At 53.4% G+C, this 14,405-nt stretch carries 14 protein-coding genes; 4 read left to right on the forward strand and 10 right to left on the reverse strand.

Going from position 1 to position 14,405, the window contains the following annotated elements; genetic code table 11:
* Window positions 1-17: 17 nt before the first annotated feature.
* The 7 genes from B4C79_RS07745 to B4C79_RS07775 form a co-directional block, all read right to left on the reverse strand.
* The gene (locus B4C79_RS07745) at window positions 18-1,370 is read right to left on the reverse strand and encodes a phospholipase D-like domain-containing protein (protein ID WP_291739386.1); all 1,353 of its coding nucleotides are present in this window, start codon (window positions 1,368-1,370) and stop codon (window positions 18-20) included.
* Entirely contained in the window at window positions 1,361-2,155 is a 795-nt protein-coding gene (locus tag B4C79_RS07750) for an endonuclease/exonuclease/phosphatase family protein (RefSeq protein WP_291739385.1), read from the reverse strand. The genes B4C79_RS07745 and B4C79_RS07750 overlap by 10 nt, the downstream gene beginning before the upstream one ends.
* Before the next feature lie 204 nt (window positions 2,156-2,359).
* Window positions 2,360-2,869 (reverse strand): dihydroneopterin triphosphate diphosphatase, encoded by a 510-nt coding sequence (gene nudB / locus B4C79_RS07755; protein WP_291751418.1) that lies wholly within the window; start codon window positions 2,867-2,869, stop codon window positions 2,360-2,362.
* A gap of 20 nt (window positions 2,870-2,889) precedes the next feature.
* A complete protein-coding gene (gene aspS / locus B4C79_RS07760) occupies window positions 2,890-4,695 on the reverse strand; it encodes an aspartate--tRNA ligase (RefSeq protein ID WP_291751421.1) in 1,806 nt (601 codons plus the stop codon).
* The gene (locus B4C79_RS07765; RefSeq protein ID WP_008249509.1) at window positions 4,692-5,393 is read right to left on the reverse strand and encodes a DUF502 domain-containing protein; all 702 of its coding nucleotides are present in this window, start codon (window positions 5,391-5,393) and stop codon (window positions 4,692-4,694) included. Before B4C79_RS07765 ends, aspS begins: the two co-directional genes overlap by 4 nt.
* Window positions 5,383-5,694 (reverse strand): FmdB family zinc ribbon protein, encoded by a 312-nt coding sequence (locus B4C79_RS07770; protein WP_171097464.1) that lies wholly within the window; start codon window positions 5,692-5,694, stop codon window positions 5,383-5,385. Before B4C79_RS07770 ends, B4C79_RS07765 begins: the two co-directional genes overlap by 11 nt.
* A 222-nt stretch (window positions 5,695-5,916) precedes the next feature.
* Complete coding sequence (locus B4C79_RS07775) at window positions 5,917-7,038, reverse strand: fatty acid desaturase (RefSeq protein ID WP_291751424.1); 1,122 nt, start codon at window positions 7,036-7,038, stop codon at window positions 5,917-5,919.
* 114 nt (window positions 7,039-7,152) lie between these two features.
* Here B4C79_RS07775 and B4C79_RS07780 point away from each other — a divergent pair, with 114 nt between their 5' ends.
* The gene (locus B4C79_RS07780; protein ID WP_291743265.1) at window positions 7,153-8,184 is read left to right on the forward strand and encodes an AraC family transcriptional regulator; all 1,032 of its coding nucleotides are present in this window, start codon (window positions 7,153-7,155) and stop codon (window positions 8,182-8,184) included.
* Window positions 8,185-8,310: 126 nt separating this feature from the next.
* On the forward strand, window positions 8,311-10,347 hold the full coding sequence (locus B4C79_RS07785; RefSeq protein ID WP_291743268.1) for a hypothetical protein: 2,037 nt from the start codon (window positions 8,311-8,313) through the stop codon (window positions 10,345-10,347).
* Here the strand turns inward: B4C79_RS07785 and B4C79_RS07790 are convergent.
* Together B4C79_RS07790 and B4C79_RS07795 are read right to left on the reverse strand one after the other, a co-directional pair.
* Window positions 10,322-10,822, reverse strand: coding sequence for a DUF411 domain-containing protein (locus B4C79_RS07790; RefSeq protein ID WP_171097456.1), 501 nt, complete (start codon window positions 10,820-10,822; stop codon window positions 10,322-10,324). The two genes, B4C79_RS07785 and B4C79_RS07790, sit on opposite strands and share 26 nt — an antisense overlap.
* Window positions 10,823-10,826: 4 nt before the next feature.
* Window positions 10,827-11,486 (reverse strand): fumarylacetoacetate hydrolase family protein, encoded by a 660-nt coding sequence (locus B4C79_RS07795; protein ID WP_171097455.1) that lies wholly within the window; start codon window positions 11,484-11,486, stop codon window positions 10,827-10,829.
* A 131-nt stretch (window positions 11,487-11,617) separates the two neighbouring features.
* On the opposite strand from B4C79_RS07795, the gene B4C79_RS07800 reads away from it, so the two are divergent.
* Window positions 11,618-12,235, forward strand: a complete 618-nt coding sequence (locus B4C79_RS07800) for a response regulator (protein WP_171097453.1) — start codon at window positions 11,618-11,620, stop codon at window positions 12,233-12,235.
* Window positions 12,124-13,980 (forward strand): ATP-binding response regulator, encoded by a 1,857-nt coding sequence (locus B4C79_RS07805; RefSeq protein ID WP_291751426.1) that lies wholly within the window; start codon window positions 12,124-12,126, stop codon window positions 13,978-13,980. The genes B4C79_RS07800 and B4C79_RS07805 overlap by 112 nt, the downstream gene beginning before the upstream one ends.
* Here B4C79_RS07805 and B4C79_RS07810 read toward each other — a convergent pair.
* Window positions 13,977-14,402: a hypothetical protein gene (locus B4C79_RS07810; RefSeq protein WP_171097450.1), complete on the reverse strand. Its 426-nt coding sequence runs from the start codon at window positions 14,400-14,402 to the stop codon at window positions 13,977-13,979. The genes B4C79_RS07805 and B4C79_RS07810 overlap by 4 nt on opposite strands.
* Between the last annotated feature and the right edge of the window lie 3 nt (window positions 14,403-14,405).

Here is a 14,405-nt window from a genome sequence, read left to right on the forward strand (position 1 = left end):
ACCTTCAAGAACATGCACTAATACCGGCTGCCAAAACCACCCAGAAAAACAGCCAAGAGCATTAATTTATAACACAGCCAACTGAACACCCTTTCTTTCAAAGGTCGCTGTGCGTGTTCATGGGCTTGAATTTCGCGGCTGTCTGTCTGAATGGATTTTTGTAGCTCTTCGCGCAGCGCACTTGCAAACTCGCGGTTGTAAACAATCACATTCGCTTCACGAGCAAACAGGCAACTCAAGGGGTCCAGGTTGGACGAACCCACAGTGGCCCAATTGGAATCCACCACCGCCACTTTGGCATGCAAAAAACTGGGCAAGTATTCATAAATATCAACGCCGGCCGCCAACAAACTGGAATACAAACTTTGCGTGGCGTAATGCTGAAAACGATACTCCACCCGCCCTTGCAACAGCAGTTGAACATGCACACCGCGACCACGCGCTGCCAACAAGGCTTTGCGTATTTTACGGCCCGGCAAAAAATAGGCATTGCTCAGAATGATCGAACGTTGCGCATTGCCAATGGCCTGCACGTAAGCGCGTTCAATACGCCTGCGCAAACGGAAGTTGTCACGCACCGCCAGTTGGGCTTTCACCTTGCCCACCGGTTTTGGTTTGGGTGTTGAACGCTGGCGGGCCATGGCCTCTTGCAACTGTTCAACCCTTTCCTTCCACCAAACCGAACTAAAAGTATCTGTCACCCGACCACCGGGGCCAATTTGTAACCACAACCACTCCATGTTGTGCCACACATCCTGCACCACCGGGCCTTGCAACTGCACGGCAAAGTCGTAGCGTGGCCCCAATGTTTTTTGATCCAACAAATCGGTGTTCACCACCATGGCCTGTTCACGCATGCCACCTGAAGCACCCCAAATAGGCTCCCGTTTTTGTTGTGCCCGCTCTGTGGCTTTCAGCAGCTCATCGCGTTCACCTTCATGGTTAAGGTCATCAATCAGGTTAATGCCGCCCACAAAAGCAATGTCGTGATCGACGGCAATAATTTTCCGGTGCATGCGGCGAAGCCGTTTCGGGTTCAGCTTGAACAACACGCCCTCAGGCCGAAACACCCGCACATGCACGCCATGCTGCTGCAAAGTGGGCACCCATGTGCGTACGCCTTCCTGTCCACCAAAACCATCCAGCACCAGGCGCACATTCACCCCGCGTGCTGCAGCACGGCACATCGCCTCACAAAATGCTTCGCCAATTGAGTCGTTTGCAAAAATATAGGTTTCGATGCGCACGGCATGCCTGGCTTGCTCAATGGCGTCCATTGCGCGGGGAAACAGCTGCTCCCCACCCACCAGCAACTCAACTGCATTGCCCTCCCGCTCAGGTGCAGCCGCTGGCAACAGGTTCAACACCATGCACACTCCAGGTCGACCACGAATGGCGCATGGTCGGACAGCTTGGCCCAAGCAGGCCCATGAAGCACCGTGGCCTCATGAACCTTAAAACCACGTGCAAATACGCGGTCAAGCCCCAGCACTGGAAACCTGCTTGGAAAGCTACCCACACGGGCCAGGCGATTTTTCTTGTCCAGGGGCATGACTTCCTCAGCCTTCAAGCCTTGCTGCAAAATTGGCCCCAAGCGGCGCTGCCAGTCGTTGAAATCGCCCGCAACCACCAAGGGCATGCCGGCAGGTACATGCGTACCCACATGCTCAATCAGTTTGCTGGCCTGCCGCACACGGCTGCGGTAGAGCAAACCAAAATGCGCCACCATGGCATGAATGGGACCCGCAGGCGTTTTCACGCAGCAATGCAATAAACCCCGTTGTTCAAGCCGATGGTCTGAAACATCCTGATTCAGCATCCATTCAATTTCATAGCGTGACAACAAAGCATTGCCATGGTGCCCGTGTGAGTACACCGCATTCATGCCGTAGGCTGTAAAGTACTGTTGGCTGGCATGGCCCAACAGGTCGTCAATCGCAGAGGGAGACTGGGCCAAAAACTCGTGTTGCCCACCTTCTGGCCAGTGTTCAAACTTGCCGGCATGGCGGTCGTGCCGACCCTGCACCTCCTGTAAAAATACCAGGTCCGCATTCATGGCGTGGATTTGTTCGCGCAGGGCATGAATGGTCAGGGAAGGCTTGCGCAGGCCCATCACCCCCTTGTGAATGTTGTAGGTCGCAATTCGAAGTCGCATTACATGCAATACCTAGAAAATAGATCGGTAATTTACCAAGTCAATTCAAGTCATGTCACAAACACTGGGTATTGCCCCCCAATTAGGGTTACCCCTATACTCAAATCGTAAATATTGAACTTTCTAAAGCAGTTTAAAACCGTTTCCAGCAGCAGATATATACCGTATATGAAAAAAGGGGCCCTTTGCGGCCCCTTTGTATTTTCAAGCCGACGGGGCCTGAAGCCTTAAGCTCAAATCAAGAATAGCTTGTGCGTTGTTGGGAGAAAAACACCGCCCTGCTGCTTCTTGCGCACTCAACCAGGCATACCCGACATGCTCATCGGCAGCCAGTTGGGGAATAAAATCGGCGGGCACACACGCCACAAACCAATGCTCGGTGTTGTGGGTTACACCCGGCGGGTAACGATGACGCCAATGCTCAAAAATTTCGTACTGCAAGCTGTGCGGCCAAGGTCGCAGCACGCCCGTTTGGAGCAAATCGCCAAGGCTGGACTGCATCACGGTAGGGGACTGTACGGGCGAGGCCGCGAAACCGGTTTCTTCGGCCAGCTCACGCACCGCAGCATGCAATGGCAATTCATCCGGAAAATCAAGGCTCCCAGTCACCGATTGCCAATAACCGGCTTTGTCTGCCCGTTCAATCAATAGAAAATCCCCGGCCGGACTGACCATCACGACCAGCACCGATACGGGGATTTTATGACCGCTCAAAACTGCGCTGCCCTGGGTGGTCAAGCGACGTTTTTGGGTTCGGTCTGACGCAAACGAATATGCAATTCACGCAACTGCTTTTCGTCCACAGGGCTTGGCGCTTGGGTCAACAAGCACTGCGCACGCTGTGTTTTCGGGAAAGCAATTACATCACGAATACTCTCGGCACCACTCATCATGGTCACAATGCGATCCAAACCAAAAGCCAAACCACCGTGGGGTGGTGCGCCATACTGCAAGGCATCCAACAAGAAACCAAACTTGGCAGCCGCTTCTTCTTCAGAAATGTTCAAGGCACGGAACACCTTGCTTTGTACTTTTTCCTTGTGAATACGCACCGAGCCACCGCCCAGTTCCCAACCGTTGAGCACCATGTCGTAGGCCTTGGCAATGCACTTGCCGGGGTCGGTGGTCAGGTAGTCTTCATGGCCGTCTTTGGGGCTGGTAAAGGGATGGTGGCAGGCCACCCAGCGACCGGCTTCCTCGTCCAGTTCAAACATCGGGAAGTCGATCACCCACAGCGGTTCCCACTTGCCTTGCACCAAACCGGCTTTCTGACCAAATTCGCTGTGGCCGATCTTCAGGCGCAACGCGCCCATGGCGTCGTTCACCACTTTGGCCTTGTCGGCACCGAAGAACAGAATGTCGCCATCAGCTGCACCGCTGCGCTTGAGCAGTTCATTCAGGGCAGTGTCGTGAATGTTCTTCACGATGGGCGATTGCAAACCGTCACGGCCCTTGGCCAGTTCGTTAACCTTGATCCAGGCCAGACCTTTGGCACCATAAATGCCGACAAACTTGGTGTAGTTGTCAATTTCCGAACGCGGAATTTCAGCACCGCCGGGTACACGCAGCGCCACCACGCGGCCATTGTCCATATTGGCTGGGCCAGAGAACACCTTGAAATCCACATCTTTCATGATGTCGGTCAGTTCGGTGAATTCCATTTTCACGCGCAGGTCGGGTTTGTCTGAACCAAAGCGTGCCATGGCCTCGCTGTAGGGCATTACAGGGAAGGGGTTCTGCAATTCCACATCCATGGTTTGCTTGAACACCTTACGGATCATGTCCTCGAACAGATCACGAATCTCCTGCTCGCCAAGGAAGGAGGTTTCAATGTCCACCTGAGTGAATTCAGGCTGACGATCGGCGCGCAAGTCTTCGTCGCGGAAACACTTGGTGATTTGGTAATAACGGTCGTAACCGGCCACCATCAGCATTTGCTTGAACAGTTGAGGCGACTGCGGCAAGGCAAAAAACTCGCCGGCATGTACACGAGAGGGCACCAGGTAATCGCGCGCACCTTCAGGTGTGCTCTTGGTCAGCATGGGGGTTTCAATGTCCACAAAACCCTGTGCGTCCAGGTGGTTACGAATGGCCATGGCCACTTTGTAACGCAACATCAGGTTTTTCTGCATTTGCGGGCGACGCAAATCCAGAACCCGGTGAGTCAGGCGTGTGGTTTCAGACAGGTTTTCATCATCCAGCTGGAAAGGGGGTGTGACCGAGGCATTCAGAATTTCAAGCCCCTTGCACAGTACTTCCACAGCACCGCTTTTCAGGTTGCTGTTTTCAGTACCCGATGGGCGGGCACGCACCAGGCCTTCCACACGCACGCAAAACTCATTGCGCAAGGTTTCGGCGGTAGCAAATACATCGGCCAGGTCGGGGTCGCACACCACCTGCACCAAACCTTCTCGGTCGCGAAGGTCGATAAAAATAACACCACCGTGGTCACGGCGACGTTGCACCCAGCCGCACAGGGCAATGGTTTGGCCCAAGTAGGCCTGTGACACATTGCCACAATAGTCAGTACGCATTTTCATGAATGTAAGTCTTGTTTAATGGGTTGATCCAACACGTCATCAGAAGGTGTCACCACCCCCAAGGACACAATGTACTTCAAGGCCTCGTCCACAGACAAACCGGACGGACGCAATAATTTCTCTGGAACCATGATCACGTATCCCGAGGCAGGGCTAGGCGATGTGGGCACGTAAACCGACACCAGCGGACCCTGATCATTCAGGTTTTCCAGCAAGCTGGGCGGCGGGGTTCCGGTCACAAAACCCAAGGCCCACACCCCGGGGTGTGGATAGGGCACCAACACCGAACGTGTGAACGCTTTGCCAGATGAGCTTAACAGCGTATCGGACACCTGCTTGACGCTGTTGTACACAATTTTGAACAAGGGAATGCGTGACAGCACCCAGTCACCGGCCTTGAATAACCAAGCCCCGAAATAATTGGCCGCCAACACCCCCGTGCCCAACAACACAGCAAGGGTCAAAATAACACCCAGCCCGGGAATATGCACACCCAGCCACACCCGGGGGTGCAGCGCATCGGGCAACAACATCAGGGTTTGGTCCATCAAACCCACCACCAAGGCCAATACCCACAAGGTGATACCCAAAGGCACCCAGATCAACAAACCCGTCAGCAGGTATTTCTTGATGATGTCCGAGTTCAAGACCCGTTCAGGCAACTTGGCCGATGACTTGGCTGTAGACTTAGCTGGCATCGGTACTTGGCGCCGTGGTTGAAGGTGGGCTTGCGCTTGGCGCCACAGTGGCTGCACCTGCTGCCGGCTTTTCCGAAGTGGACGAAGCAGTCGAACCAGCGGCCGACGATGCACCGCCACCGCCCCGGAAATCAGTGACATACCAACCCGAGCCTTTCAATTGAAAGCCCGCCGCAGTTACCTGCTTTGCAAAGCTGGCCTGCCCACAACTTGGACACTGGGTCAAAGGGGCATCGCTCAGTTTTTGCAACACGTCTTTTTCGAAGCCACACGCTTCACAGCGATACGCATAAATAGGCATTTCCGCTACACCTGCAAATACAAACGAAAAACTCCCCATTATAAGATGGAAGGCTTAAGAACTCCAACATCCTGAATTTCAACGACAAAAAAAGAGCGCTTTCCTTTCGAAAAGCGCCCTTCGTGTCGACGGAGTAGGCTGCCCCATTGAAGAATTCAGCCAATGACACTAGAACTACGCCGCCCTCTCTCTAGCAAAGAGCGGTTTTGGATCAACAGGCTCTTAAGCGGCCTGGTATCCTGCCTCCTGTTGACCCTGCTCCTTGGCTGACCAGCGATTAGCCCGCTTGAAGGTGCCCAGGTCATTGAACCGCACACCGTTCGCACGCATCACTTCGTGCGCCTTCTTGGCGGTCATTTGACGAATGTAGAACGGATCACGCACTACAAAGTGATGAATGCCGTGTGTTGAACCGAAGTTGAAACAGAACAGGTGGGGAATGATGAACCACTTGCTGTTCAAGACTTGACACTGCTGCACAAAGTTGCCGTCTTCAATGTCGCCGAAGTAATGCATGTTCGAACTGATGAAGTTGATGCTGAATGAACGCAACAGGTTGGGTGCAAAAATCAGCACAGCCACAGTATTGGCGGTGGCCACCAGCTCAGGTGTTACAAACGCGGGCCAAGGCACGCTGTAACCTACTGCCCAGGCTGCAGCTTCCACTGCCCAGTAAGCCACATAAGCGTGCCATCCAATGTAGAAAGCAGAGGCCAAGGGGAAGTTGCCGGCAGCACCCATCATCAACGCTTTCATGCGACGGTTTTTGGGAATCTTGAAAATACGCAGCACCACGCTCAATTCCAGATCGAACATCATCAACAAACGCAGGGGCGTAAAACGCTCGCCGTTGGTAATGGCGCGCTCTTCCAGATCGGTTTCTGTGCCGGAATGCTTGTGGTGGTGCAGGTGCAGGTGGCGACGTGCCCAAGGATTGATGGTGCTGGGGCGGCAAATCCACACCAGGGCCATCATCAGGTTGTGCATGAACTTGTTCTTGCGGAAATACATGTAGTGAATCAGGTCATGTTCCAGCTCATGCGTAAAGCTCAGGAAAATGGCGATCACCGGAATGGTCACGTACCAGGCCAGCACGCCTTCCAGGTAAGCCCAACCAGTCAACACCGCACCCGCCATGGACAGCAGCAAAATGGTCATGCCAATTGCGTCCTGATGCTTCAAAATCGGGTATTTGGCGCGAATTCTATCGCCTTCAGCGAGCACCGCAGTTTTAATGGCAGCAATGCGTTTTTGATCCAGCGCATTGATACTGTTCTGCTTGATTCGTGAACCACCTTCGGCTTTGGCCGACTGACTCATCAGCTTTTCACTCAAACTTGACATACTCTTGCCTCTTTATGATTTGGCTTTTGGTGATTGAAGTATGCTTGGGGTTGCGCAGTAAAGCTTGTTCTGAAACGCCAAGCTTATGACCTTCGGCGCCAAAATAAAGAAGCAATGAACAACAAAGCGTCCAACCCTACCAGCAACACCCCAACGGCCCTGGCCAGTTGGATGCGTGGCCTTGCCCGCGAACTTGAACACCAAGGCTGTGATGCACGCGCCTTGTTCAACGAGGCCGGGCTGGACTTTGCCCTGCTGGACGCACCTGAAGCGCGCTACCCCGTACCCCAAACAACCCTGCTGTGGCAAAAAGCAGTGGCTGCCACTGGCGACGAAACCTTGGGCATCAAGGCCATTCGGCACATTACCCCTGCCACCTTTCATGCCGTGGGCTTAAGCGTCATGGCCAGCGAAACCCTGGAACAGGCTTTTGGCCGAATGCGCCGGTTCGTGGACCTTGTGACCGACGCCAGCGAGATTGAGCTTTTGAGTACTCACGATGAATTTATTGTTGAGTTGAAATTAAGGGAGGGCGCACACCCTGCCCACCAGTCGACCGACGGATTTTTGTGTTTGCTGGCCAATGCAGGCAAAGGCTTGGGCGACCCCAGCCTGGTGCCACAACGGGTTGAACTAAGCCGCCCGGCGCCGCAGGTGCGCAATCTGGAATTTTTTGAAAAAAGTTTTGCAGCGCCGCTGAAGTTTGGCAGCAACACCATGCGCATTGTTTACGAACTTGCCATGGTGCGTACCCGGCTGAAAGGCGCCAACCCCTTGATCGCCGAGCACCTGGACCAAGCCAGCCAAGCGGCCATTGAAAGACTAAAACCCGCCAGCAGTGTGAGCAAAAAAATACGCGCTTGGGCAGTCAACCATTTGCCGCAAGGCGCACCCAGTATTGAAGAAGCTGCGTCGTACATGAATATGAGTGCCCGAAACCTGCAACGCAAGCTGGCCGACGAAGGCACCAACCTGGCAAGCATTGTGGACGAAATCAGGCAAACCGAGGCCACGCGTCGCCTGAAGCAAAGTCAGGATTCGCTCACCGCAATTGCACTCGACCTGGGTTTCTCTGACGCATCAGCCTTTAGCCGGGCCTGCAAACGCTGGTTTGGCAAAAGCCCCAGCGACATTCGCGGGGCCTAGTGCTTGACTTTATAGAGGTTCACACCTAACAACAGGGCACAGGTTTTGCACTGCAACAAAAGTAAATCTGATTCATGCCAAGTCTTACCGACGGCAACTTGATTACTTTTGATTGGAGTTGGTGCAATGCTAAGTAATAAACCTACACGATTCTTTCTCTCCTGCGCACTTGTTTTGCCCTTTGCACTGGGTGGGCTGATTGCATTTGGTGCAGCAAGCAGCAATTTGCAACAGCAGGACATCTCACCCAGCGTGCGCAACCAAGCCGGAGCAGCACGTGTTTCAGAACCCCTGGATTATCGATCTTCACAGATCATCGTCACCGACCCCGAAGGCATTGCTTACAACGCAGACGTGAATGCACTGGTGCGCTACCCACTGGACGGAGATGGACCCTTTCCAGTGGTGCTTTATTTGCATGGCCGCCACGTAACCTGCAGCTATTTGGGAACCGAATTTTTGAGTACTGGCGAATGCGATCTTGAACTGCCCAGCGTACTCGGCCAACCACTGAACGTGGTGAAATCGGTGGACAGCTACAAAGGCTACGATTACATGGCCAGAAATTTGGCTGCACACGGATATGTGGTGGTATCCATCAATGCCAACGATGTGAACGACAAAGACCTGGCTGGAGATGCAGGGGTTCAGGCACGATCCGAATTAATTTTGCACCACCTCGATATTCTGCGAGAAATCAACCGGACGGGCTTTTACAGCAAACTGGACGAACCCTACCTGCTGGCCAGTTTGCGGGGCAAAATCGACATGGGCAAGGTGGGCCTGATGGGCCATTCCCGCGGCGGGCAAGGCGTAACGCATTCACTCAGTGTGAACCAGGCACGTGGCCCCACGCTGGAAGTAGGTGAAGTAACGCCAGCTGGCAGCGCATTCAACCAGCCACACAATATCAGCGCTGTGTTTGCCCTGGCCCCGACCAACTTCGACATCATCACCGCGCCCAACGCCACTTTTGCGGTATTACTGCCCTATTGCGACGGGGATGTTTCCAACCTGCAAGGTGCATTCATGTATGACGAAAGCCGCAATCTGGAGGAAACCACACCCAGTCGAAAGTTTCAACTCGTCACAATGGGCGCAAACCACAATTTCTACAACACCACATGGTCTGGGGATGATTATTCCAACAGTGACTCTTGGTGCGACAGTGCTGCTGAAACGAGTGGACGTGACAGCCCGATTGACCAACGTCGACATGGCGAATTCTTGATGTCTTCTTTCTTTCGTCTTTTCTTGGGCAATGAAACGCAATTCTCGCCCTACTGGTCAGGCATGGCCAGCCTGCCTGCAGACGCCTGCCCTGTGGGTTCGGCCAACGCGGGGCAACGGTGTGATGAACGTGTGCACTTGACCATACAAACCCCCAAGGAACAACGCCTTGAAATTGACAACACAGCCACTGCCACCTCATTGACAAGCAACCAGCTGGGCGGCGCAAACAGCACCAGTGACACGGATCGTTTTGAGTTTTGCTCAACCCGCAATGAATCGGGCACCGTGAACTCGACTGGCTGTCCAAGCCTGCGCACCTGGGCCACCAGTGGCCAGCTTTATCTGGAATCTGACAACAGTGAATCACGCTTCAAAACCCAGCTGAATGATCTGGACGTGACCCCTTATGACAGCCTGACATTCAGGGTTGGCGTACCAGTGAAGGCTGCCGAGAACAATCCGCTGACAACGGCTCCCAACATGCGTGCCATGCTCACCGACACCTTTGGACAAAGCACTGTAGTCGATGTCGCCAGCTATTCAAACGCTCTGTATTTGCCGCCTGGAGACCCGCTGAACACCGAAGGTGCGAAAACCTTGTTGAACATGATTCGCCTGCCGCTGGCCAGCTTTCAAGGCGTTGATTTTGAGCATTTGGCCACTCTGGAATTGATTCATGTTGGCCCTACCCAACTACAGCTGACCGATTTTCAATTTCAGGCACTGGCAGGTGAGCTTCAGCTTTCCGACTCTGACACTGGAACACCTGTGGTAGTAACCCCCAACGAAGGTTCAGGAAACACAGTAAACGCGGACAGTGCTTCAGGGGGAGGTGGCTCAACCACACTGCCGGGGCTGACGGCGTTGGCACTCTGCTTGCTGGCATTCAAACGCAAGCGGGGTGCTAAGGGCGAGCCTCATAATGTGTAAATGAGCTGATTTCACCCTGTTTGCTCACCAGCAACACATTGTATTCAGCCCGTTTGCTGGGGTAATCAGGGTGTTCCATGCCAGGAGAACCCATGGGCATGGCTGGCACCGACAGGCCCACCACATTGGCGGGCTTTTCGGTCAACAATTTCTTGATATCGTCAGCGGGCACATGACCCTCGATGGCATAGCCTGCCACTTTGGCACTGTGGCAACTCCCGTACTGCTGTGGCATGCCCAAAGCCGCCCTGAAAGAGTCCGTGTTTTGAACATCATTCACCTTCACGGTGAAGCCGTTCTCCTCCAGGTGCTCAACCCACTCCGAGCAACAACCACAGGTGGGCGTTTTCCACACCTCGACGAAACTGTCTCCTTGCTGAGCCACATCAGCCGGCTTGTCACCGCAAGCCGCGATCACGCCCGAGCAAGCCACCAGCAAAGCGCCCAGCCAATAATTCGTTCGAAAATTTTTCATTGAATCAACTCACTTTGAATTCAGTATCAATCAAACCTGGAAGCACCAAACGAAGTTGATCGCCGCTTTTTAGAGCCCCAACACCCTCGGGAGTTCCGGTGAAAACAAGATCACCTTCCTGCAAGGTAAACACCTGGCTTAAATAACGCACGATAAACGGAATGGGAAACAGCATTTTTCGGACATCGCCATGTTGGCGAATTTGCCCGTTCAAATGCATTTGAAACTCAATATTGTGCGGGCGTTCAATGTGTTCAGCGGGCACAAACTGCGTCACTGTGGCCGCACAGTCAAAACCCTTGGCCACAGCCCAGGGCAAGCCGCCCTGCTTGGCTTTGGTTTGCAGGTCTCGCGCAGTCAAGTCCAAGCCCAGGCCATAGCCAGCAATGTGTTTCAATGCCTTGTCCTCGGCAATATTTTTCCCGCCTTGCCCCACCAGCAACACCAACTCGGCCTCGTAGTGAACATCGCCGGAATGCGCAGGCAAAACAATGGGTGTTCCCGGCGTATGCAAAGCCGAGGTGGGTTTGATAAACACCACCGGATCTTCTTCGGGGCGATTGCCCAACTCGGCAATGTGCGCAGCATAATTTCGGCCGATGCAGAAAATATTACGAACCTGTACTGCTTTGGTTTGCTGGGCCAACAAGGCAATGTGAGGCATGGAAGTGTCCTGTTTAAAGCGATTGTCTTGCAATTGTGCATCAAGACAAAGTCTCGTCCATAAGGACGAGACGATTTCAGTTGCGCAAGGTACCTGAATTTGTCACCATCAAAAAAAATCGAACTCACCGCATGAAATTACTTGTTGTTGACGATCATTTGCTGTTTCGCGAAGGGTTACGCCACATATTACTGAGGCTTGACCAAACTGTTGACATTCACGAATGCGGTACTGTTCAGGATGCAATAGAAATCGCCAAGCAAATCACCGAATTTGATCTTGTTTTACTGGACATGCAGTTACCAGGCCTTCAAGGACTGGAGGGTCTGCATGCATTAAAGGGGGCTTTCCCCACCAGCCCAATCACCTTGATTTCCGGCGTTGCAGACCAACGCGCAATTGCAGAGGGAATACGCAGTGGCGCCCAAGGCTTTGTCTCGAAATCCGGCAGCGCGGAAGACATGCTGAATGGTCTCAGAAAAGTGATCAACGGCGAACACCACATACCCCCTGAGATCAGCAACTCACAAGGAGATGGCATTCGGCTGGATCAAACCTATCACCTCACGCCGCGGCAGATCGAGGTGTTGGCCCAGTTGTGTGAAGGACATTCCAACAAGGAAATTGGACGCACACTGTGCATGAGCGAGAACACAGTGCGTTGCCACGTGGCCAGCGTATTTCGAGCCTTGGGCGCGAAATCAAGAACCGAAGCAGCCATATTGGCCAAACGCAAGGGTTTGCTGTGACCGCCGCGTTGAACATCAGCGACGATCAGTACAAACCACTCATTCTTAAAGAACAGACACGCCTGCTTTTTGAACACCTGCCATTCGTGCTGATTGGAAGCCTGGTTTCTGCCACGGGCGTCGCCGTGATTCTTTGGAATGAAGTTGCGCATTCCGTACTTCTTGGTTGGACGGCGCTGGTCTACCTGTTGTGCCTTGCACGCTGGAAAATTCGTCAATACTTTATGCGACTGGGCACCGATTATGACGCCAATCGCTGGATACACGTGGCTACAGCACTCACCGCGTTGGCAGGACTGCTGTGGGGAAGCATGGGTGTTCTGTTTTTTGAAGACACGCCACTGGTGCTCATGACGCTGGTCATTGTTTTGGGCGGCATGACTGCGGGTGCGGTTTCATCCCACAGCTGCCACCTTCCAGCTTACATTGCCTTTGCAGTGCCTGCTGTAAGCCCGTTCGCCTTGCGCTGCTTCGCCGAGCTGGATGGTTTTCACATCGTTCTTGGCACCCTTTCACTCACCTTCATGTTGGTGAATATTCTGTATGGCCGCAACTTGCAGGGAAACTTGCTTGAAACCATGCGACTGCGGTTCCAAAACGCCGACCTTGTGGTGGCACTGACCCATCAAAAAGAGGCTGTTGAGCAGGCAAGCCTGGCCAAAACACGGTTTTTGGCCGCAGCAAGCCATGACCTTCGGCAACCAGTGCAGGCCATTGAACTGTTTGTCGATGTACTTGATCAAGATCTCAAGGACACGCCGGCCACCGTGATGCTGAACCGTATTCGTGCTGCCGGTCGAGGACTTGAGACCTTATTGAATGCCCTGCTCGATTTTTCGAAAATTGATGCTGCGGCAATTACTCCGGACAAAAAACATTTTCCGATTCAATCGATTTTTGATGTGCTTCACACCGATTTTTGTGCCCAAGCAGACCGCAAGGGTATTTCCATTCGTTTTGTAGGAAGCAGGCTTTGTGTGCATAGCGACCCCAATTTGCTTGAACGAATACTGCGCAACTTTGTGTCCAACGCGATCAAATACACGCCAGCTGGAAGTGTGTTGATTGGGTGCCGAAGACAGGAAAGCGATGTCCGGATTGAGGTTCATGACACAGGCATCGGAATTCCAGACAAGGCACGCGAAAAGGTTTTCAAGGAATTCGTGCAACTGGACAACCCCGAGCGAGATCGCGAGAAAGGACTAGGCCTGGGTTTGTACATTGCCAGCAGCCTGGCGGGTTTGCTGGGACACCCCATCAGGCTGAATTCCACTGTGGGTCGCGGCTCTGTGTTTTCAGTCACGGTACCCCTCGGAAAAACTCAAACCGAAACACCCGACCAACTTGTACAGCCAAGCCCAAACCAGGGGTTGCGAGACAAAACTGTGCTGTTTATCGATGACGATCCGAATTTGAGAGTGGGTGTTGCCGAAATGCTGGAACGTTGGGACTGCGCCGCGGTTACCGCTGAATCCGCACAGGAAGCACTCGAACTGATGCAGATGAGTGGATTTGTACCCGATGTGATCGTGGCCGACTATCGCCTTCGACACGATGAAACGGGTGTTCAGGCCATTAAAGCCATTCAGGCCCGCTGGGGCACAGTGCCCGCCGCCATTCTGACCGGTGACACCGAGCCCGACCGCATTCGCGAGGCTCGGTCATCAGGATTCCCATTGGTTCACAAACCACTGAGTGCGGCCAAGTTGAGAACCTTGCTGACACACTTGCTTGGTAAACCCTAGATACCTGCCTCTTTCAAAAAAGGACCAAAGCAGGTGTCAAGCTCAGCCTTCTGGCACATCATGAATTTGGAGCCCGTGGCATGCATCACGATGTAATTGGTCGCCACATTGCCATTCGGCACTTTGTGACCCATGCAATCGGGTTGGTCGTTCACCTGCACCACCGTGTCGACCCAAGTGTAGAAGCCCTGCGCATTTGGCCGCAAGCTGATGTCATACCGGGTTTGCACCACCTGCCCGCCGCTCAGAATTTGGGTGGTGCCATCGGTACGAATGTCGTAGATTTCAGCGCAGTTTTGTTCAGGCAGATTGATTCGCCACAAGCCCACCAGCGGGTGCTCCTGAGGCAATGCGGTGTCCGCATGAACGGCGGCAGAAAAAGCTATCGAGAACACACTCAGCAAAACGACCCTGTAATTCATGTA

Source organism: Limnobacter sp. UBA7229 (genome assembly GCF_002473065.1).
GTDB classification, from domain to species: Bacteria; Pseudomonadota; Gammaproteobacteria; order Burkholderiales; family Burkholderiaceae_B; genus Limnobacter; species Limnobacter profundi.